The 20,550-nt window shown below is 71.3% G+C and carries 21 protein-coding genes; 14 read left to right on the forward strand and 7 right to left on the reverse strand.

The window, feature by feature from the left end; translation table 11 throughout:
• The first annotated feature begins 67 nt into the window (after positions 1-67).
• Genes ABZX65_RS31295 through ABZX65_RS31310 form a run of 4 tightly spaced genes read left to right on the forward strand, consistent with a single transcriptional unit; the run spans position 68 to position 4,784 of the window.
• A complete protein-coding gene (locus ABZX65_RS31295) occupies positions 68-1,357 on the forward strand; it encodes a sugar ABC transporter substrate-binding protein (RefSeq protein WP_355347582.1) in 1,290 nt (429 codons plus the stop codon).
• A 1-nt stretch (position 1,358) separates the two neighbouring features.
• Positions 1,359-2,339 carry a sugar ABC transporter permease gene (locus tag ABZX65_RS31300; RefSeq protein WP_355347586.1) on the forward strand — a complete coding sequence of 327 codons (981 nt, stop codon included), beginning with the start codon at positions 1,359-1,361 and terminating at the stop codon, positions 2,337-2,339.
• Complete coding sequence (locus ABZX65_RS31305; protein ID WP_355347589.1) at positions 2,336-3,172, forward strand: carbohydrate ABC transporter permease; 837 nt, start codon at positions 2,336-2,338, stop codon at positions 3,170-3,172. The genes ABZX65_RS31300 and ABZX65_RS31305 overlap by 4 nt, the downstream gene beginning before the upstream one ends.
• Before the next feature lie 7 nt (positions 3,173-3,179).
• Entirely contained in the window at positions 3,180-4,784 is a 1,605-nt protein-coding gene (locus ABZX65_RS31310; RefSeq protein ID WP_355347592.1) for a glycoside hydrolase family 3 N-terminal domain-containing protein, read from the forward strand.
• Positions 4,785-4,851: 67 nt separating this feature from the next.
• On the opposite strand, the gene ABZX65_RS31315 is transcribed toward ABZX65_RS31310, so the two are convergent.
• Positions 4,852-6,150, reverse strand: a complete 1,299-nt coding sequence (locus ABZX65_RS31315) for an MFS transporter (protein ID WP_355347595.1) — start codon at positions 6,148-6,150, stop codon at positions 4,852-4,854.
• A gap of 75 nt (positions 6,151-6,225) precedes the next feature.
• Between ABZX65_RS31315 and ABZX65_RS31320 the strand changes: the two genes are divergently transcribed.
• A complete protein-coding gene (locus ABZX65_RS31320; protein WP_355347598.1) occupies positions 6,226-6,780 on the forward strand; it encodes a TetR/AcrR family transcriptional regulator C-terminal ligand-binding domain-containing protein in 555 nt (184 codons plus the stop codon).
• Positions 6,781-6,796: 16 nt separating this feature from the next.
• On the opposite strand, the gene ABZX65_RS31325 is transcribed toward ABZX65_RS31320, so the two are convergent.
• The gene (locus ABZX65_RS31325; RefSeq protein WP_355347602.1) at positions 6,797-8,029 is read right to left on the reverse strand and encodes an ROK family protein; all 1,233 of its coding nucleotides are present in this window, start codon (positions 8,027-8,029) and stop codon (positions 6,797-6,799) included.
• A 178-nt stretch (positions 8,030-8,207) separates the two neighbouring features.
• On the opposite strand from ABZX65_RS31325, the gene ABZX65_RS31330 reads away from it, so the two are divergent.
• From ABZX65_RS31330 to tkt, 6 genes are read left to right on the forward strand one after another with little or no spacing between them, the layout of a single operon-like run.
• Positions 8,208-9,236 (forward strand): substrate-binding domain-containing protein, encoded by a 1,029-nt coding sequence (locus ABZX65_RS31330; RefSeq protein ID WP_355347605.1) that lies wholly within the window; start codon positions 8,208-8,210, stop codon positions 9,234-9,236.
• Positions 9,233-10,246, forward strand: a complete 1,014-nt coding sequence (locus ABZX65_RS31335; protein ID WP_355347608.1) for an ABC transporter permease — start codon at positions 9,233-9,235, stop codon at positions 10,244-10,246. The genes ABZX65_RS31330 and ABZX65_RS31335 overlap by 4 nt, the downstream gene beginning before the upstream one ends.
• On the forward strand, positions 10,243-11,169 hold the full coding sequence (locus ABZX65_RS31340) for an ATP-binding cassette domain-containing protein (protein ID WP_355347611.1): 927 nt from the start codon (positions 10,243-10,245) through the stop codon (positions 11,167-11,169). Before ABZX65_RS31335 ends, ABZX65_RS31340 begins: the two co-directional genes overlap by 4 nt.
• Entirely contained in the window at positions 11,166-11,876 is a 711-nt protein-coding gene (locus tag ABZX65_RS31345; RefSeq protein ID WP_355347614.1) for a nucleoside/nucleotide kinase family protein, read from the forward strand. The genes ABZX65_RS31340 and ABZX65_RS31345 overlap by 4 nt, the downstream gene beginning before the upstream one ends.
• Positions 11,873-12,640: a glucose 1-dehydrogenase gene (locus ABZX65_RS31350; protein ID WP_355347616.1), complete on the forward strand. Its 768-nt coding sequence runs from the start codon at positions 11,873-11,875 to the stop codon at positions 12,638-12,640. Before ABZX65_RS31345 ends, ABZX65_RS31350 begins: the two co-directional genes overlap by 4 nt.
• Positions 12,641-12,692: 52 nt before the next feature.
• Positions 12,693-14,807: a transketolase gene (gene tkt, locus ABZX65_RS31355; RefSeq protein WP_355347619.1), complete on the forward strand. Its 2,115-nt coding sequence runs from the start codon at positions 12,693-12,695 to the stop codon at positions 14,805-14,807.
• Positions 14,808-14,933: 126 nt separating this feature from the next.
• On the opposite strand, the gene ABZX65_RS31360 is transcribed toward tkt, so the two are convergent.
• Positions 14,934-15,527: a hypothetical protein gene (locus tag ABZX65_RS31360; RefSeq protein ID WP_355347622.1), complete on the reverse strand. Its 594-nt coding sequence runs from the start codon at positions 15,525-15,527 to the stop codon at positions 14,934-14,936.
• Between the two features lie 213 nt (positions 15,528-15,740).
• On the opposite strand from ABZX65_RS31360, the gene ABZX65_RS31365 reads away from it, so the two are divergent.
• Together ABZX65_RS31365 and ABZX65_RS31370 are read left to right on the forward strand one after the other, a co-directional pair.
• Entirely contained in the window at positions 15,741-15,992 is a 252-nt protein-coding gene (locus ABZX65_RS31365) for a hypothetical protein (RefSeq protein ID WP_355347625.1), read from the forward strand.
• A 113-nt stretch (positions 15,993-16,105) separates the two neighbouring features.
• The gene (locus tag ABZX65_RS31370) at positions 16,106-16,732 is read left to right on the forward strand and encodes a TetR/AcrR family transcriptional regulator (RefSeq protein WP_355347628.1); all 627 of its coding nucleotides are present in this window, start codon (positions 16,106-16,108) and stop codon (positions 16,730-16,732) included.
• Between the two features lie 54 nt (positions 16,733-16,786).
• Here the strand turns inward: ABZX65_RS31370 and ABZX65_RS31375 are convergent, their stop codons facing one another.
• The 3 genes from ABZX65_RS31375 to ABZX65_RS31385 all read right to left on the reverse strand — a co-directional run bounded on the left by ABZX65_RS31375 (position 16,787) and on the right by ABZX65_RS31385 (position 19,225).
• Complete coding sequence (locus tag ABZX65_RS31375; protein ID WP_355347631.1) at positions 16,787-17,128, reverse strand: hypothetical protein; 342 nt, start codon at positions 17,126-17,128, stop codon at positions 16,787-16,789.
• 122 nt (positions 17,129-17,250) lie between these two features.
• Positions 17,251-17,892 carry an HAD-IIIA family hydrolase gene (locus ABZX65_RS31380; RefSeq protein WP_355347634.1) on the reverse strand — a complete coding sequence of 214 codons (642 nt, stop codon included), beginning with the start codon at positions 17,890-17,892 and terminating at the stop codon, positions 17,251-17,253.
• 118 nt (positions 17,893-18,010) lie between these two features.
• Positions 18,011-19,225 carry an ATP-binding protein gene (locus ABZX65_RS31385; protein WP_355347637.1) on the reverse strand — a complete coding sequence of 405 codons (1,215 nt, stop codon included), beginning with the start codon at positions 19,223-19,225 and terminating at the stop codon, positions 18,011-18,013.
• A 193-nt stretch (positions 19,226-19,418) separates the two neighbouring features.
• On the opposite strand from ABZX65_RS31385, the gene corA reads away from it, so the two are divergent.
• Positions 19,419-20,402, forward strand: coding sequence for a magnesium/cobalt transporter CorA (gene corA, locus ABZX65_RS31390; protein ID WP_355347640.1), 984 nt, complete (start codon positions 19,419-19,421; stop codon positions 20,400-20,402).
• 25 nt (positions 20,403-20,427) lie between these two features.
• Here the strand turns inward: corA and ABZX65_RS31395 are convergent.
• Positions 20,428-20,550 (reverse strand): biotin/lipoyl-containing protein (locus tag ABZX65_RS31395; protein ID WP_355347656.1); only part of this gene is annotated, 123 nt, incomplete at its 5' end.

Raw genomic sequence — 20,550 nt, forward strand, 5'->3', positions numbered from 1 at the left:
GGGGACGGCGCCGCCGGGGTCCCCGTCCGACACCTCTGGCACCGCACCGCGAAGGAGACACAGCTCGATGAGATCTATGTGCAAGGCAGGCATTGCCGGGCTCACCGCGGCCGTCTTCCTGCTCACCGCGTGCGGGAACGACGGCTCGTCCTCCTCTTCCCCCTCCTCGGCCGACGGCAAGTCGCTGACCTGGTGGGTCATGAAGGGCACCAACCCGGACGCGACGGCCTTCTACGCCGCGGCGAAGAAGGAGTTCGCCGCCGAGACCGGCGCCACCTTGAAGATCCAGGAAGTGCAGTGGGCCGACGCCCACGACAAGCTGGTCCGCGCCTTCGCGGGCGGCGGCGGTCCCGACGTCTCGGAGATCGGCACCACCTGGACCCCGGAGTTCGCCGCCGCGGGCGGGCTCACCGACCTCACCCAGCAGATCGACTCCGCCGGCATCTCCAAGGACCTGATCCCCGCTCTGAAGGACTCCGCGACCTACGACGGCAAGCAGTACGGCGTCGGCTGGTACGCCGGCGTGCGGGCGATCGTCTACCGCAAGGACGTCTTCACCGAACTGGGCCTGAAGACCCCGGCCACCTGGGCCGAGCTCGAGCAGACCGTGAAGACGCTCAAGCAGAAGAAGCCCGACATGATGCCCATGCCGATCGCCGGCGCCAGCTCGTACGCCTCGGCGCCCTTCATCTGGGGTGCGGGCGGTGACTTCGCCAAGGACAGCGGCGGCAAGTGGACCGGCACCCTCGACTCGCCGCAGGCCCGGGCGGGCCTGGAGTTCTACACCAACCTCGCGCTCAAGGACGACTCCTCCAGCGTCGGCGCCTCGACCTGGAAGGAGACCGACCTGCTCGACTCCTTCGTCAAGGGCAAGGCCGCCATGGTGATCCAGGGCAACTGGACCCCGAAGACCGCGGTCGCCACCGACCCCACCCTCAAGGACAAGATCGGCGCCTTCCCGATCCCGGGCAAGGACGGCGGCATCGCGCCCGCGTTCCTCGGCGGCTCCAACCTCGCGGTCCTCAAGACCAGCAAGAACCCCGATCTGGCCTGGAAGTTCATCAAGATGATGACCACCGGCGGCCTGAGCAAGCAGTGGGCGGACCAGGCGGGTTACTTCCCCAGCACCACCACGCAGCTCAAGCAGTACGCCAACAGCCCCGACCCGCTGGTGGCGCCGTTCGCCAAGACGATGCTCGAAGCGGGCAAGAACGTGCCGAGCGCGCCGCAGTGGGGCGCCGTCGAGGGCGACCAGACCGTGACGCAGATGCTCCAGTCGATCCTTACCGGCACCTCGGTGCAGAAGGCCACCACGACAGCCTCTGACTCCATCACCAAGACGCTCCAGGGGAGCTGACGTGGAGGACGTCACCGTGACCGACGGCGTGCGCACCGTCCCCGCACTCGCGGAGGACGCGCGCCGTCCGGTCCGGCGCACGCCGCCGCTCGTGGCCCGGCTGCGGCCGTGGCTGCTGCTCGCCGCGCCGCTGGCCGTGATCGCGGCGCTGCTGCTCTACCCGATCGTGCGCGTCACCTATCTGTCGTTCCAGCGCTACGGCCTCAAGGAGATCATCTCCGGCCACCCGACGTACATCGGTGTGGACAACTACCGCGAGGCGCTGGCGGGCTCGTATCTGTGGCACACCGTGCTGCCGAACACCGTGCTCTTCGCGCTGGTCGCCGTCGCGGGCACCATCGTCTTCGGGACGCTGGTGGCGCTGCTGCTCCAGACCCTGGGTCCCAAGTCGCGGGCCGCCGTCGTCGCCTCCGCGCTCATCGCGTGGGCGCTGCCCGCGGTCACCGGCACCTATGTCTGGGTGTGGATCTTCGATCCGGACTCGGGCCTGGCCCGGCGGGTCTTCCAGAGTGTCGGGCTGCTCGGTCCCGACGGGTACAACTGGTTCACCGACCGGCTGTCGTTCTACTCGATCGCCGAGCTGAACGTGATCCACCACAGCTACCCGTTCGTCGCCATCACCGTCTTCGCCGGGCTGACCACGGTGCCGCAGGAACTGCACGAGGCGGCCCGGCTGGACGGCGCGAGCGCCTGGCAGCGGTTCTGGCACGTCACGGTGCCGGTGATGCGGCCGGTGTTCGCCGTGGTCACCGTGCTCTCGACGATCTGGGACTTCAAGGTCTTCACCCAGATCTACCTGATGCCGGGCGGCGCGGGCTCCAACCCGGACGTGCTCAACCTCGGTGTGTGGTCCTACATGAAGGCGATCAACCAGAACCAGTACGGGCTGGGCGCGGCCATCGCCGTCCTGCTCACCGTCGTACTGCTGGCGATCACCGCGGTGTACCTGCGGGTGCTGTTCAAAGAGGATGAGATCCGATGACTGCCAGATCCTCCAACTGGGTCAGGACCGGCAAGTTCGCGGCCACGGCGCTGGTCCTGCTGTTCACGCTGTTCCCGGTGTACTTCATGCTCTCCACGGCCCTGAACGGGCGGGCGAGTTCGGGCACGGACAGCCTGTTCCCCACGCACTTCACGATGGGGCATTTCTCGAAGGTGATGTCCTCGGGGGCCTCGGGCGGCTTCGGCCGCTACATGGTCAACTCGGCGATCGTCACCGTGATCGTGGTGGTCGCCTCGGGTGTGCTCGCGCTGCTCGGCGCGGTCGCCATGGCGCGCTTCCGGTTCCGGCTGCGCACCACCGTGCTGGTGCTGATCCTCGTGGTGCAGATGCTGCCCGCCGAGGCGCTGGTCATCCCGCTGTTCCTTCAGATGAAGGACTTGCGGATGCTCAACTCGCTGCTGGGCCTGGCGGTTGTCTACACGGCCTTCGCGCTGCCGTTCGCGATCTGGAATCTGCGGGGCTTCGTGGCCGCGGTGCCGGTCGAGTTGGAGGAGGCCGCCTACCTGGACGGCTGCTCCTGGTGGCGGATGTTCCGCTCGATCCTGCTGCCGCTGGTCGTGCCGGGACTCATCGCCACCAGCGCGTTCTCCTTCGTCCTGGCCTGGGAGGAGTTCACCTTCGCGCTGACCTTCCTGTCCGACCAGAACAGGATGACCGTCGGCGTCGGCCTCGCGGAGTTCCTCGGCCAGAACACCAACGACTGGGGCGGCCTGATGGCGGCCTCCACGCTGGTGACGATTCCGGTCGTGATCGTCTTCGTGCTGGCCCAACGACGGCTGACCATGGGCCTGGTGGCCGGCGCCGTGAAGTGAGGACTCCATGTCATCTGTGAACACCGGGGCCTCCGGGAGCACCACGAGCACGGCGCCCGCCGTGGACGAGCGGACCCGGCGACTGGTCCACGCCGTCCTCATGCCGGGCTTCACCGGTACGTCGGCGCCGCCGTGGCTGCTCGACGCCCTGCGCGACGGCCTGGGCTCCGTCTGCTACTTCGGGCACAATCTGGAGTCGCCCGAGCAGACCGCGGCGCTGTCGGAGCGGATCCACGCGGCCGGGCGGGCGGTCATCGCGATGGACGAGGAGGGCGGCGGTGTCACCCGGCTGCATGTGCGCGGCGGCTCTCCGCACGTCGGTGCGGCGGTGCTCGGCCGCGCCGACGACCTCGCGCTGACCGGGGCCGTCGCGCGCGGGATCGCCCGTGACGTACGTGCGGCGGGCATCGACCTGGCGCTCGCGCCGGTGGCGGACGTCAACTCCGACCCCGCCAACCCGGTGATCGGGGTGCGCTCCTTCGGCGCGGACCCCGATCTGGTCGGCACGCACACGGCCGCGTTCGTGACCGCGATGCAGGCCGAGGGGGTCGCCGCCTGCGCCAAGCACTTCCCCGGTCACGGCGACACGAAGGTCGACTCGCACGTGGGCCTGCCGGTCGTGGCGGTCGATCTGGAGACGCTGCGGAGCCGGGACCTCGTGCCGTTCGCTGGCGCGGTGGAGGCCGGGGTGCGCTGCGTGATGACCTCGCACATCGTCTTCCCCGCGCTGGACAGCGCCATGGCGACGGTCAGTCCCGCCGTCGTCGCCCTGCTCCGCGACGGTCTGGGCTTCGACGGCGTGATCGTCTCCGACGCGATCAGCATGCTGGCGGTCGCCGAGACCATCGGCTTCGCCGAGAGCGCGGTACGGGCGCTGGCCGCGGGCGTCGATCTGGTGTGCCTGGGCAATCCGGGCCTGCCGCTGACCGGTGACACGCCCACCGACGAGGAGGAATTCCGCGCGGTGCTGGACGCGGTGACGCGGGCGGTCGCCGAGGGCCGCCTGCCGGTGGCCCGGCTCGAAGAGGCGGCGGCCCGCGTCCACGCCCTCGCGGACTGGACCCAACGGGCCCGAGGGGCCCGAGGCGGCGACGTCTCGGAAGCTTCGGTGACGTCGGACGTGACCGACGCCAACGCCGCCGCGGCGCGGCGGGCGCTGCGCGTACGCGGACAGGTCGCCGGCTCGCTGAGCGGGGCGGTGCGCGTCGTGGACGTGCGCAGGCGGCGCAATGTGGCGACCGGGCGGCTCTCCGACCTGGTCGCGGACGCCTTGCTCGAACGGCTGCCCGGCTCGACCGTCGAGGCGGTCTTCGCGCGGACGGCGACCGTCGAGGGCCGGGCCCAGCAGGGGGACCTGACACCGGGCGAGGCGCAGGACGGTACGGCCTCCCCCGGTATTCCGGCCGATGTGGTCCTGGTCGGCACGCCCGGCAGCGATCCCGCCCAGGACGCGGCGCTCGCACGGCAGTTGGCCCTCTCCCCCGGCGCCGTCGTCGTGTGCCTCGGCTGGCCGGGCACCGAGGACGTCCTGCCCGAGGCGGTCAACGCGGTCTTCACCCACGGCGAGTCCCTCCCCACCGCCCGGGCGGTCGCCGCGCTGCTCACCCGCTGACGCCCGTCGGTCCTCGGCCGTGGGGCCGAGGACCGCGGGTGCTGCGGGTGGGCGCCGCGCGTCGGTGCTACGCGTTCGCCGCCGTGCGGCTGATACGGACGCGTTGGGCGATCAGGGCGAGGGCGCCGAAGACGATGACGGCCGCGCTGTAGACGACGGCGGTGCGGTGGAGGCCGACGTCGGTGGTGGCGAATCCGGCGACCACGGCGGGGATGCTGAACGCGAGGTAGGAGATCACGAAGGCGACGGCGAAGAGTTCGCCGCGCTCGGCCGGTTCGGCGATCCGGGCGAGGGTGCCGAAGCTGGCCAGACCGGCGGCGCCGAAGCCGACACCGGCGACGGCGGTGCCGAGGGCGGCCGTGGTGACCGACTCGGCCTGCACTCCGGCCAGGCCGACGGCGGTGCCGGTGACCAGCAGGGCGGCGCCGAGCGCGAGGGTGCGTTCGGTGGGCCAGCCGCGCAGGGCGAAGGCGGTGATCGAGGCCGGTCCGCACAGCAGGGTGACGACGAGTCCGCCGATGACGTGGCTGGACAGGCCGAACAGTCCCACCGCGACCGAGGGGCCGAGCGCGAGGTACAGACCGCCCAGCGCCCAGCTCGCGACGAGGATCGGCACGAGTCCGACGAGGTCGGCGCGGAGCCGGGGGGCGACGCCGAGGCGCGGTTGCAGCGAGCGCGCCGCGCCGGGCCGCCGCTGCGAGGTCTCGGGCAGCAGAGAGACGAGCAGGCCCGCGAGCACCAGACCGGCGAGCAGGAGTACGTAGACCAGGCGGGTCGGGTGCGGGCCGTACTGCACGAGGAAGCCGCAGCCGAGCGCGCCCACGCCGAGGCCGAAGGTGGGGGCCGCGCCGCTGATGACTCCGGCGCGGTGCGGTGCGTGCGGTGGGTTGAGGTCGACCAGGGTCGCGCCGAGTGTCGTCATGGCCGCGCCGGTGGCGATGCCCTGGACGAAGCGGGCCACCAGCAGCACGGAGACGTCTCCCGCGACGATGAACAGCAGCATCGCCACGGCTTCGAGCGCGATGGCCGAGACGAGGACGGGGCGGCGGCCGATGTGGTCCGACAGCGCCCCGAGCACCAGCAGCGCGCCGATCATGCCGACGACGTACACCGCGAAGACGGTGGTCAGCATGGACGCGGAGAAGTTCCATTCGTGCTGGTAGACGACGTAGAGCGGGGACGGCGCGCTCGACGCCGCCATGAACAGGATGAAGATCGCGGCGATGGCGGCGAAGGCGACGGGACGGCTCAGGCCGCGCCGCCGGGAGCCGTTCCCCGCGCCCGGTATCGCCACGGGCTCGGCGCCCCGGGACGTGACACCCGGGGACGCGGGGCTCTTCTCTTGGGGCGTCAGCGCGCCGGTCATACGACTCTCCGATTGCAGTGATCGTTGCGTTAGCGACGTTCATGCTAACGCAGCGATTGGTGCGATAATTTCCGCATGACCGAAGCAGTCCAGACCCGTCCCGGTGGCCGTTCCGCACGCGTACGGGCCGCAGTGCACCGAGCCGTCGAGGAATCGCTCGCCACGGAACCGGGCGACGCGCTCACCATTCCCGCCGTCGCCGCGCGCGCCGGGGTGCACCCCACCACCGTCTACCGGCGCTGGGGTTCGGTGGCGCAGCTCCTGGCCGACGTCGCGACCAGCAGGTTCAGCGGCGACATCGTCGTACCCGACTCCGGCTCGCTGGCCGGTGACCTGGAGCGGTGGATGGGCGACGTCGCCACCGACCTCGCCGACCCCGACGTGCTGGCCCTGATGCGCGCGACGATCGGCTCGGGCCCGGAGGGCGGCTGCGCGTGCACGGCCGACCGGCACGACCAGCTCCGCGCGATCATCGAGCGCGAGCAGGCGCGCGGCGGCAAGGTCCCGTCCTTGGAGCGCGCGGTCGACACGCTGCTCGGCCCGCTGTACTACCGCGCGATCTTCAGCGCCCGCCCCGCTTCCAGCGCATGGGCGCGCGGCCTGGTCGCCACGCTGCTGGCGACCACGTAGCCGCGGGGGCCGGAGGTCACGTCACCGCGATCGGGGAGCCTCCGGCGGCCAGGGTGATGTCCAGGGTCGCGGGATTCAGGACGTGGTCGCGGACGAGATAGCCCGCGCCCGCGATCCCGGCGCGGGACTTGTAGCGGGTGGGCACGATGCGCAACTGCCGGGTGGCCAGCGGGAGTGAGCGCTGGTAGATCACCTCGCGCACGCCTGCCAGCAGGTGGTCGCCGGTGGTGCCGAGCATGCCGCCGAGGACGATGACGTCGGGGTTGAGCAGGCTGGTGGCGTAGGCGACCATCTCGCCGAGGACGCGGCCCGCGGCCCGCAGGCTGGCGACGGCCTCGGTGTCGCCGCGCTTGACCTGGGTGACGACATAGCGCGCGTCGTGGCTGTCGCTGTGCTGGCGGCTGCGCAGGTCACGGGCGAGGGCCCAGCCGCCGATCAGGGCTTCCAGGCAGCCGAGGTTCCCGCAGCGGCACTGGGGGTCGCCGAAGCCGCCGATGTGCGCGTGGCCGATGTCGCCCGCCGCACCCTGGGCGCCGCGGTTGATCTGGCCGCCGATCACCATGCCGCTGCCGACCCCCGTACCGGCCTTGATGTAGAGCAGATGCGGCTCGTCGCGCCAGAACCGCCGGTGCTCGGCCAGGGTGAGCAGATTGACGTCGTTGTCGATCAGGATCGGGACCTGCCAGGTCCTGCGCAGGTGGCCGCGGATGTCGTAGCCGTCCCAGCCGGACATGATCGACCAGCCGAGCACCTTGCCCGCGTCGTAGTCCACGGGCGCGGGCAGGCCGAGGCCGATGCCCGCCACCGGTATGTCGCCCAGTCCGGCCTGGACGATCATGTCGCGCACGGTCTCGGTGATCTTGTCGAGCAGGACGTCGGGGCCCTCACCGAGGGCGAGTCGTTCGACCCGGTCGACCAGGATGTTGGTGTTGAGGTCGGTGACCGCGATACGGGTCCGCTCCTCGCCGATGTCCACGCCGATCATCAGCATCGCCGCGTGGTTGAGCTGGAGCGTCTTGGACGGCCGACCGCGCGAGGGCACGTTCTCCGCGCCCTCGCGGATCAGGTCGGCGGCGAACAGCGCGTCGAGCCGCTGGCCGACCGTGGACCGGGACAGGCCCGTGACCTGGGTGAGGGCGGACCGCGTGCGGGCCTGGCCCGTGGTGATGAGTTCCAGGATTCTTCCAGGCCCCTCGTCGGCCCGCCACGGTGACGGGCCGCCTGTCGTCGTACTGGTCGTCGCAGTCATCTCACTCCCGGTCTCGGACGTCGGCCAGAGCTTAGTGAAGCACGTTCTTTTGTCGGTGGAAAGACAAAAGATAAATATTTCTGCTTGACAGCCAGTGAAACATTGCGAAATATCTCTGTCATCGCCCCGTGCTCTGCCGACTGGCCGAGTTAACGGCCCCGCATCCAGGAGGAACCCCATGAAGATCACCCGATGGGCCAGCAGACCGGCACAGCTCGGAGTCATGGCCCTGGCCGGAACCTGTGCCCTCGCCGTCGCGGGGTGCAGTTCGAGCAGCGGCAGCACCACCGGCAGTTCCGGCGGAGCGGTCACGATCGGCATCGTCGAGCTGAACCTGAGCAACCCGTTCTTCGGCACCTTGGAGAAGGCGACCGAGGCCGCCGCCAAGGCCAAGGGCTGGAAGGTCATGAAGGCCGAGGCCAAGGTGCCCGGTGACTCCGCCACCCAGGTGACCGCCATCGAGAACATGATCGCCAACAAGGTCAAGGCCATCGTGCTCACCCCGGCCAACGCGACCGCGCTCAACGGCGTGGTGAAGCAGGCGAGGGACAAGGGCATCCTCGTGATGACCGTCAACTCGCCGCTGTCGCCGGAGAGCGCCGCGGACGCCACCTACGCGACCGACAACGTCGCCGCGGGAAAGCTCATCGGCCAGTGGGCCAAGGCGTCCTCGCCGCAGGACCCGCACATCGCGATGCTCGACTTCGACCTGTCCGACGGTCCGGCCAAGGGACGCCACGACGGCTTCCTCGAGGGCTACGGCATCACCGCCAAGTCGCCGCAGGTGGCGGGCACCGCGCTCACCCAGGGCACGATCGACACCGGGCAGTCCGCGATGGAGAACCTGCTGTCGGCCCACCCCGACATCAACGTCGTCTACACGATCAACGAGCCGACCGCGCACGGCGCTTACACCGCGATCAAGAACAAGGGCCTCGCGGGCAAGACCACGCTGGTCTCGGTCGACGGCGCGTGCTCCGGCGTCCAGGACGTGAAGAACGGCGTCATCGGCGCCACCGCCATGCAGTTCCCCAGCAAGATGGGTGAGATGGCCGTCGAGGCCGCCGCCGCCTACATCAAGGACGGCACCAAGCCGAAGGCCGGCGTCACCGACTCGGGCACCGTCCTGATCACCGACAAGCCGGTCAAGGGCATCGCCTCCGAGACCTCCGCCTGGGGCCTCGACCACTGCTGGGGTCCGAAGTGACAGGAACGACGACGCATGACGCGGACGCGGAGGCGCTGGAGACGGGGATCTCGCGCGGCAGCCTGCTCCGCGCCTTCGCCGGCAACCAGATCGCCGGACCGCTCGCCGCCCTGATCGTCGCGGTGATCGTCTTCACGCTGTCGACCAGCACGTTCTTCAACTCGGAGAATCTGTCGCTGATCGCCCAGCAGTCCGTCGTGGTCGGCACCCTCGCCCTCGGACAGACCCTGATCATCCTGACGTCGGGCATCGACCTGGCCAACGGCGCGATCATGGTGCTCGGTTCTGTCGTGATCGGCAAGATCGCCGTCCACAACAACCCGGCCCTGGCGCTGCTGGTCGGCCTGGTGGTGTGCGTGGCGGTCGGCTCGGTCAACGGCGCGCTGGTCTCGCTGCTGAGACTGCCACCGTTCATCGTCACCCTCGGCGTGATGTCCGTGGTGGCCGCGGCGGCCCGGCTCTACACCTCGTCGCAGACGTACCCGATCAACTCCAGCCTGCTGACCTGCCTCAACAACGGTGTGACGGTCGGCGGGGTGACGATCACCTACGGCGTGATGCTCTGGATCGGCCTCACCGCCGTCCTGGCCTACGCCCTCGGACAGACCTCCTGGGGCACGCGGGTCTACGCACTCGGTGACAACCACAAGGCCGCCGAACTCGCCGGGATCAAGGTCAAGCGCCTGCTCCTCGGGGTGTACATGGTCGCCGCGGTCGTCTACGTCTTCGCCGCCTGGCAGGCGCTCGGCCGTACCCCGACCGCCGACCCGAGCGGTTACTCGACCGCCAACCTCGACAGCATCACCGCGGTCGTCATCGGCGGCACCAGCCTGTTCGGCGGTCGCGGCGGCGTCATCGGAACGTTCATCGGCGCGCTGATCGTGACCGTGCTGCAGAACGGCCTCACCCAGGCCGGTATCGACTCGCTCTACCAGCAGGTCGCCACCGGTGTCCTGGTGGTCGTCGCGGTCGGCGTCGACCAACTCGTACGAAGGAGGCAGTCGCGATGACGCACTCCGCATCCCTGCCCGACGGATCCGCTCCCGGCAGGTACACCCCCACCGGGTCCCAGCCCGCCGAGTCCGGGTCCCAGCCGAAGGTGCTGGAGGGCCGCGGCCTCACCAAGCACTACGGCCACGTCGTGGCCATGGACAACACCGACTTCGACCTGCGGCCCGGCGAGATCCTGGCCGTCATCGGGGACAACGGCGCGGGCAAGTCGACGCTGATCAAATCGCTGACCGGCGCGGTCGTCCCCGGCTCCGGCACCCTGCGTCTGAACGGCGAGGAAGTGCAGTTCCGCAGCCCGCTCGACGCGCGCAGGGCGGGCATCGAGACGGTGTACCAGGAGCTGGGCGTGGCCCCGGCCCTGGACATCTCGCAGAATCTCTACCTCGGCCGGGAGCAGCGCCGTCGCGGCGTACTCGGCACGGTCTTCCGGCAGTTGGACAAGGGCGCCATGCGCCGCGGCTCGGCCCAGCAGATGGCCGACCTGGGCATCCGCGTCCAGTCCATCCGGCAGAAGGTCGAGACGCTCTCCGGCGGGCAGCGGCAGGCCGTCGCGGTGGCGCGCGTCGCCGCGTGGGCGACCCGCGTCGTGGTGATGGACGAACCGACCGCCGCGCTCGGCGTGCGCGAGACGAACCAGGTCCTCGACCTGATCCTGCGCGTCCGCGACAACGGCCTGCCGGTGGTGCTCATCAGCCACAACATGCCTAACGTCTTCGAGGTCGCGGACCGGATCCACATCCACCGGCTGGGGCGGCGTATCGCCCTGGTCGACAAGAACGACACCAGCATGGAAGAAGCCGTCGCCGTCATGACCGGCGCCAAGGCGCCGGACACCCTCGTGGGCGTGGAAGCACCCGCCGGGGACTCCGCCCCGCAGGGCGCGCACGCGGCACCGACGGATCTCTCGAAAGGCGAAAATTGAACCCCCCAGGACCGGCCGCCGACCCCCAGCACAATCCCGGGGCCGACGGCGCGGACTACGACGCCCTCATCGACTCGGCCCGGGCGCTGATCACTTCCGGGCAGCGCCGGATCCTCGGAATCACGGGCGCGCCCGGCTCCGGGAAGTCCACTCTCGCCGAAGCCCTGGTGAACGCACTCGGTGACCAGGCGGTGCTCGTCAGCCTCGACGGCTTCCACCTGGCCAACGCCGAACTGCACCGGCTCGGCCGCCACGCCTCCAAGGGGGCCGCCGACACCTTCGACGCGGCCGGTTACATCAACCTCCTGCGCCGGCTGCGCGCCCGCGACGAGGAGGTCGTCTACGCCTCGTTCTTCGACCGCGCCATCGAGGAGTCCATAGCCTGCGCGGTGCCCGTCCCCCGTGACGTCCCGCTGGTCGTCACCGAGGGCAACTACCTGCTGGTCGACGGGCCCCGGTGGGGAGCCGTACAGCCGCTGCTCGACGCGTGCTGGTACGTCGACCCCGACGAGGACGTGCGCATGGAACGGCTGATCGCCCGGCACATGCGGTACGGCCGGTCGGCGGCGGAGGCGTACGAGCGGTCGCACGGCTCCGACCAGCGCAACGCAGAACTCATTCACGCAACCCGCACCCGCGCGGACCGGATCGTCCGGGTGCCCGACGCGCAGTCAGCGCCGACGTCAACCGAGGAGCAATCGGCATGAGTGTCCTGGACCAGTTCCGGCTGAACGGCAAGGTCGCCGTCGTCACCGGCGGAAACCGCGGTATCGGCAAGGCCATCGCCACCGCGCTGGCGGAAGCGGGCGCGTCCGTCGCCATCGCGGGCCGGGACGAGGCGCGCAACGCCGAGGCGGTCGCCGAACTCACCGCGCTGGGCGCCACCGCGATCTCGACGAGGACCGACGTCACCAGCCGCGCGGACATCGTGGCCATGAACGAGCGGGTCACCGCGGAGCTCGGCCCGGTCGACGTCCTGATCAACAACGCGGGCATCGGCATCCACGGCGAGTCCCTGACCATCGACGACGACAGTTGGGACCGTGTGATGGCCACCAACCTCGACGCGGTCTGGAAGGTCAGCCAGGTCGTCGGCGAGTCGATGGTCGAGCGCGGCACCGGATCGATCGTCAACGTCGGCTCCATGTCCGGCATGATCATCAACCGCCCGCAGTGGCACGCCCCTTACGCCGTGTCCAAGGCCGGGGTGCACCACCTGACCAAGTCCCTGGCCGCCGAGTGGGCGCCGAGGTCGGTACGGGTCAACGCGATCGCGCCCGGTTACACGAAGACCGAGATCTCGGACATCGACCTGCCCGAGTACAAGCACTACTGGATCGACGAAGTGCCCATGCAGCGGTACGCGCAGGCGTCGGAGATCGCCCCGGCCGCGCTCTACCTGGCCAGCCCCGCCTCGTCCTTCGTCACCGGCGAGATCCTCGTCATCGACGGCGGCTACACCCTCTGGTGAGCCGGCGGGCCCCGCCCCGCCCGCACCCTCTTTTCGTGTCGAAGGAGCGCTCGTGACGAGCACGTACGTTCAGCATGCCCACATACCCTGGACCGAGGACGACCAGCGGGCCGTGACCACCGCCCGCGTCCTGGCCATGGACGCCGTGCAGGAGGCGGGCCACGGTCACCCCGGCACCGCCGTCAGCCTGGCGCCCGCCGCCCATCTGATATTCCGGCGCTTCCTGCGCCACGACCCCGCCGACCCCCGGTGGCGCGGGCGGGACCGGTTCGTCCTGTCCTGCGGTCACTCCAGCCTCACGCTGTACATCCAGCTCTACCTCGCCGGATATCCGCTCACGCTGGACGACCTGCGCGCCTACCGGAAGCGCGGCAGCCTCACCCCTGCGCACCCCGAGTGGGGGCACACGCCGGGTGTGGAGACCACGACCGGGCCGCTCGGCCAGGGCATCGCCACCGCGGTCGGGATGGCGATGGGCGCCCGCCGCGAGCGCGGCCTGCTCGACCCCGACGCGCCCGAGGGGACAAGCCCCTTCGACCACCGGGTGTTCGTCCTGTGCTCCGACGGCGACATCCAGGAGGGCATCAGCGCCGAGGCCGGTTCCTTCGCGGGGCACCAGCGCCTGGGCAACCTCGTCGTCGTCTACGACGACAACCGGATCTCCATCGAGGGCAGCACGGACCTGGCCACGAGCGAGGACGTCGGCGCCCGCTACGAGGCGTACGGATGGCACGTGCAGCGGGTCGGCCTCGCGGCCGACGGCGACATCGACGTGTCCGCCCTGTCGCGGGCGCTGGAGGAGGCCGCCGCCGAGACGACGCGGCCGTCGATCGTCTTGATGCGCAGCATCATCTCCTGGCCGGTGCCCGGCGCGCAGAACACCGCGAAGTCGCACGGCTCCGCTCTCGGGGCGGACGCGGTCCGCGCGGCGAAGTCCGTCCTCGGCGTGAACCCGGACACCGCCTTCGACGTATCGGCCGATCTCCACGAGCGGCTGACGTCGGCGGCGCGCGCGGCGGGATCGGCGGCCCACCGGGAGTGGGACGCGGCGTTCGACGCGTGGGCGCGCGGGAATCCGGACGGGCGGGCGCTGCTCGACCGGCTGACGGCCAAGGGGCTCCCCGCCGCCTTCGAGGACGCGCGTCCGGTCTTCGCGGCGGACACCCAGGTGGCCACGCGGAAGGCGTTCGGGCGGGCGTTGAACGCGGCGGCGGCGGAACTGCCCGAGCTGTGGGGCGGCTCGTCCGACCTCGGCGACTCCAACAACACGACGGTGGAGGGCAGTTCGTCCTTCCTTCCGGCGTCGAGCGCGCAGCCCGGCGCCGACCCGGCGGGACGCACCGTCCACTGGGGAATCCGCGAGCACTTCATGGCCGCCGCGATGAACGGCATCGCGCTGTCGGGCCTCAGCCGTCCCTACGGCGGCACCTTCCTCGTCTTCAGCGACTACATGCGCCCGGCGGTACGGCTCGCCGCGCTGATGAAGCTGCCGACGCTCTACGTGTGGACGCACGACTCCATCGGCCTCGGCGAGGACGGCCCGACCCACCAGCCGGTCGAGCACCTGGCGTCCCTGCGCGCGATTCCGGGCCTGGACATCGTGCGGCCCGGTGACGCCAACGAGACGGCCGTCGCCCTGTGGAAGGTGCTCGGCGCGGCCGGGTCCGCCGGGCCGACCGGTTTCAGCCTCAGCCGTCAGGACCTGGCGGTCTTCCCCGACGGCACGGACGGGTTCGGCTCGGCCGCCGAGGCGGTCAGGGGCGGTTACGTACGGTACGAGGCGCCCGTCGCGGACCCGTCGGCCGGTCCGGCCGACCCGGACGTCGTGGTCATCGCCACCGGGTCCGAGGTGCAGCTCGCCGTCGCCGCGGCGCGGGCGCTGGCCGCGGACGGGATACGGGCGCGCGTCGTGTCGATGCCGTGCCGTGAGTGGTTCGACGCGCAGGACGCGGCGTACCGCGACAGTGTCATCCCGCCGGGCGTACGCCGCCGGATCGCGGTCGAGGCGGGCGTCGGTCAGGGCTGGTACGACCTGATCGGCCTCGACGGCCGGTCGATCGGCGTCCAGGAGTTCGGCGCGTCGGCGTCGGCCGCCGAACTCTACGAGCACTTCGGGCTGACGGCGGACGCGGTCGCGTCGGCGGCGCGGGAGCTGATGGGCAGGTAGTGAGGCGGCAGCGGGGCCGCCGGTCGGAGCGCGGGGTTCGGGCGTACGCGCAGGTGTGAGGCGCAGGCGTCGCAGGCGTCAGGCGTACGCGTCGTCCTCCGGCCGTCAGTAGTCAGTAGTCAGCCGTCAGCCGTCGAAGGAGGCGGCCAGGCGGTTGCTCTGCGAGACCGGGAGTTCGCGCTCGATCAGCGGGATGAAGTCGCGCTGTTCGTGGCCGAGGAACTGGTCGATGTCGGCCAGCACACCGTTGACGGTCTGGGCGCGCGTTCCGGCCGGACCCGGCGACGCGATGGAGCCGTCGAGGAGGGCGAGGAGGTACGCGCCCTCCTCGCGGTCGCGCCTGACCGCCTCGGCGACCGGCGGGTGGGACTCCAGCGCGCGCCCCGCCGTGGCGTCCTTGGCGGCGCAGTGCCGACGGAAGGCGTCGGCCACCGGCCGCAGATCGGCCGGGGCGGTCGTCTCCTTGTTGAACAGCGCCTGGATCATGTCGTGCACCGCCGTGCCCGACTCCAGCAGCCGGACGGACACGCCGTGGAAGCGGGCCCGATCGGCGGTGGCCGCCTCGGTCTCCGCGTCCCGGACCGACTGGTCGAACTCCTCGGAGTGGTTCTGGATGTTGTGCGGCCCCTTGGGCCGGTCCCCCATGCCATGGCCCGCGGTGGCGCCGTCCGTCGCCGGGTCCCACACGGTCGCGCCCTGCCGTCGCGTTGCCTCGTTCATGTCCGGACCTCCTCCACCGGGGGCGAGCCGCGGCGCGTGAGCAGCGACACGCGGGCGAACACCCCGATTGTCCCCCTCTCCCCCATTCTCCGCCCCTCCACCGCCTCTCCACCCGGCCGCGTCCCCGGCCACCGGCGGCGGAGGGGCTGCTGTCGTACGAACGTGGCGAGATGGACTCGCACAAATATTCGAACACGTGCCAGGATTGCCCCCATGAAGCAGCACGACTTCCCCGCTGATCTCATCGAGGCGCAGCGCGACTGGTACATCACCTACCGCCTGCTCGCCGACGCTCCCGCCGGTACGCAGACCACCGTGCTCCGGCGCCGCCTGCAAAGGCTCTCCGTCCGGATCTCCACCCATCCCTACTGGGCGTCGCTGCCCGGAACGGCTCCGGCCGCCCGGATGGAGCTCAAGCAACTGACCTGGGCCGCCTCCGAGCAGTCCCCCCGGCCGGCCGTGTGACCTCGGACCCCGGGCCGGGCGCGACCACCCCCCGACCGTCCCGGCTCGTCGCCGCCGGGCTTGTCCCGCCGCCGGGGCATAATGCAGACAGATCTGTCCGAAAGGTGACGGCCATGGCGACTTCCCGGACCACCACGAAGCCGTCGGCGCGTGAGCGACTGCTCGCCGCCGCGGACGAGCTGTTCTACGCCGAGGGCGTGCGGAGCGTCGGCATCGACCGGGTCATCGAGCACGCGGGCGTGGCCAAGGCGTCGCTGTACAACACCTTCGGCGGCAAGGAACAGCTCATCCGGGCCTACCTCGACAGCCGCCACGCGGGCATCACCCAGCGGATCACCGACGCTGTCGACAGCCGCGACACTCCGCGCGAGCGGCTGCTGGCGGTCTTCGAGGCGCAGGGGGCGCTCTTCGGGGAACCGGACTTCCACGGCTGCGCCTTCGTCCGGGCCGGCGCGGAGGCCGGTCCCGGCAGTCTCGTGGAGGAGGCCGCGGACAACTACCGTGCCTGGCTGCGGGAGTTGTTCACCCGCCTCGCCGGTGAGGCGGGCGCCGCCGACCCGCGGTCGCTGGGCCGCCAGCTCCATCTGCTCTACGACGGCGCCGGGATCTCCGCCCGGATGGACCGCGACCCCTCGGCGGCCGTCGCCGCCCGGGCCGCCGCCTCGGCGCTGATCGCGGCGGGGACCGGTGACGTCAGCCGGACCGGGCCCGCCGTGACGGTGGCGGGTGCGCTCGGCTGACGCCCTCCGTACGATCGGCCCCGCTGCGGACAGGCGTACGGGATCGGTCAGGCCCTAGGAATCCCGGTCGTCCGGTCCGGCGCCGGAGCGCTCGCGCAGGATGCTCTCGACGGCCGCCGGATCGTCCGGGGTGATGAAGGGCCGGACGAATTTCCCGGTGTCCAGGACGAGACCTTCCGTCTTGGACAGCCGCCGCGGATCGAGGCTCGCCCAGTAACGGGGGTTCGCGGTGCCCCAGATGCGGCCCTGCCCGCTGAACACGCCCATCTTCACGCGGGTGACCGTGCGGATCGACGCGTACGGAATCGTCTTGGTGCCCCAGGGGAAGTAGTAGCCGCGGATCCGGAGCGCGTCAGGTGTGCACTCGATCCAGCCGTCCTGGTAGCTCGTGCTCATGTCCCCGCCCTCTCTCGTCATTCCTCCGCCTCCCCACGGAACGGATGATCAATCCCGTCGCGGTCCGCGCGCGGTACGGCTTCCGATGCCGGTGCCGATGCCGGTGCCGGTGCCGGTGTTGGTCAGCGGGACGCGATGGCGACGAGTTCGGTCAGGGAGTTGATCCGCCAGTCCGCGGCGGCGGCCACGTCGGGGTCGTCGGCCCACAGGTGGCCCCAGGGCCCGCGGCGCAGGTGGGCGACGCGCAGTCCCGCGCGCTTCGCGGGGAAGACGTCGTTGCCGGGGTGGTCGCCGACGTAGAGGATCTCTTCGGGTTCGGCCCCCGCGACCTCGACGACCTTCGCGTAGAAGCCGGGGCTCGGTTTGGCGACGGCCCATTCCGCGGAGGTGGCGACCAGGTCGAGCGGCAGGTCGAGGCCGCGCAGCAGCTCCCCGACCCGGGCGGTCTGGTTGCCGGCGGCGAGCACCTTGATGCCGGCCTCCCGCAGCCGGGCCAGCGCGGGGCGGACGTCCGGGTACAGATCCGTCTCGTCCAGGTGCTCGCCCCGCCCGGCCGCCTCCCTGGCGGCGTAGGCGGCGGGGATGTCGAGGCCGGGGGTGATCAGCCGCAGCGCGTCGCCGTCGTCGCGCCCTTCGGCGACGACCGCTCCCACCAGGGCCGAGACGGTGTGTGACGGGACGCCGAGCCAGTCGGCCCAGCCCGCCCAGTGCCGCGCGTCGGAAATCAGGGTCTCGCCGATGTCGAACACGATCGTGGTAGTCATCGTCGTCACCCTAGGGCAGCCGCCGCGCCGCCCGGCGCGCCACGACCGGTCCTTCACTCCGTCGTGGCGGCCGTCGGCTCACCGGTGGACGCGCGGGGCGGGCGGACGGCGGCCCGTCTCACCTCACACGCGCGCGCTCTTCCCCCGCGGGCGGGGACGGGTGCGGCAGGAGCTGGTCGGCGCGCAGCAGTTGGCCGGGGGTGTGGAGCTGGGCGCGGAGCGCGAAGGTGGCGGGCGCGTCGAGCGGGGCGATGACGGTACGGCCGCCGGGCGCGCGGACGGCGAGCAGTTCCGCCGGGTCGATCTCGTCGGTGTCGAGGAGGTCGGGGCTGTGGCTGGTCGCGATGACCTGGCGGCGGTCGCTGGCGTCCCGCAGCGCGGCCAGCAGCGCGCCGGTCGCCGTGGGGTGCAGGGCGGTCTCGGGCTCCTCGACGGCCACCGTGCTGTAGGCGCCGCCCGCGGGGGTGAACAGCGAGGTGAGGACGCCGAGTGCGCGCAGGGTGCCGTCGGAGACGGAGGGCGCGCCGAACCGCCAGGGCGCCTTGGCGCCGGGCACGTCCTGGGTGAACTCCAGGATCTCGCGGCCCCCGCGCGTGCGCCGGGTCACGCCGTGGATGCCCGGCACGATCTGCCGCAGATAGCTCTCGATCCGCGCCTTGTCCTCCCGGCCGCGCGCGCTCCGGCCCAGCCGGTGCAGTACCGCGGCGATGTCGGAGCCGTCGCGCTGGAGGAGTTGACCGGATCCGGGCGTCCGCGGCTCGCGCATGGCCTCCGGGTTGAGGGTGAACACGCCGATGTCGGCGAGGCCGTCGTGGACGTGCTTGAAGGGCTTGCGGGTGGCGAGGTCGGCGAGCAGCAGGCGGTGACGGTCGGCCGCGGGCATACCGGACTCGGTGCTGGAGGTCAGCACCCCGTCGTCCACCCGGTAGGTGGCCTCGGCCGGTGCGGTGCCCGCGCCGTCGCGGGCGGCGGCGGCCCGTACGGTGCAGTGCTCGCGGACGATACGGAAGCCGCCGCCGCGTTCGGCCGCGACCTGGATTCCGTAGCCGCCGTCGCCGTGCGGGCCGCGGAAGTCGAGGTCGACGCTGAAGCGGGTCGGGTGTCCCGCCGACCTGCGGCGGACCTGCGCGACGCCGCCGCGCCGGTCGAGTGCTTCGTCGAGGGAGGTCCGCAGTCCCTCGGAGACCAGGCGCAGGGCGTCGAGGAAGTTGCTCTTCCCCGAGCCGTTGGGCCCGATCAGGAAGACGAGCGGGCCGAGCGCCACGTCGGCTTCCGGGATGCTGCGGTACTGCCGCAGCCGGACACGGGTCAGAGAGAAGGAGGTGTCCTGCATGCGGCCAGTCTGTCAGCCGCGCCGCCGGGATCCGCGCCGACCGGGCGGGTCGCGCGGTGGCGTGGCGCGGCGGAGGCGCGATCCGGCCATGAAGCGGCGCGTTCCGGGCAGGAGCGGGCCAGGGCCGGACGGGCCCGGGAGCCGCGCGGGCGTGGGTGGTACGGCCGCGGACGTTCACCGAAGGGATCACCGCGTGATCGTGGATTGCGCCATCTACCGGGACGGTCGTCGCGAGAAGACGCCGGACGACCTGTCCGACGCGCTCGCCGAGGCCCGCGCGTCGGGGAACTGCTTCGTCTGGATCGGCATGCACGAGCCGACGACGAGCGAGTTCGACCGGGTCGCCACCGAGTTCGACCTGCATCCGCTGGCCGTCGAGGACGCGCTCAAGGCCCGTCAGCGGCCGAAGATGGAGGCGTACGACGGGGCGCTGTTCACGGTCGTGCGGCCGTTGCGCTACGACGACGAGAAGAGCCGCGTCACGGCCGACGAGCTGATGATCTTCATCGGCGACTCCTTCGTGGTGACGGTGCGGCACGGGCACGCGAAGACGGCCGCCGACGCCCGTTCCCGTTTGGAGAAGTCCCCCGAGGTGCTGCGGCACGGTCCGGTGGCCGTGCTCTACGCGATCTGCGACGCGGTCGTGGACGACTATCTGGACATCGCCGCGGAGCTGCAAGTGGATCTGGAGGAGTTGGAGGAGCAGGTCTTCTCCCCCACCGGCGGCGACTCCTCGCGGGTGGCGGGCGTCATCTACTCCTTCAAGCGCCAGGTGCTGGAATTCCGCCGGGCCATCAGTCCGCTCTCGGAGCCGATGGCCCGGCTGGCCGGCGGCAACGCGCCGTTCGTCGACGCGCGCACCAAGCCGTTCTTCCGCGATGTCGCCGACCACCTGGCGCGCGTCAACGAGGCGGAGGAAGGGCTCGACCGGCTGCTGTCCGACATCCTGGCGGCGCATCTGACGCAGGTGGGTGTGCGGCAGAACGACGACATGCGCAAGATCTCCGCGTGGGCGGCCATGGCGGCGGCCCCGACGATGATCGCCGGGATCTACGGCATGAACTTCGACCACATGCCGGAGCTGCGCCAGGTCTGGGGCTATCCAGCGGTGCTCGGCCTGATGGCGTCGGTGGTGACCTTCCTGTACTTCCTGTTCAAGCGGCGCGGCTGGCTCTGAGCCGGTGCGGGTCGGGCGGTCCCGTTCACTCCTTGATTTCGCAGATGACGGCGCCGGAGGAGACGGAGGTGCCGACTTCGGCCTTGAGGCCGATGACGGTGCCCGACCGGTGGGCGTTCAGGGGCTGTTCCATCTTCATGGCCTCCAG

The sequence above is a fragment of the Streptomyces sp. NPDC003300 genome, assembly GCF_040610915.1.
Lineage (GTDB): Bacteria > Actinomycetota > Actinomycetes > Streptomycetales > Streptomycetaceae > Actinacidiphila.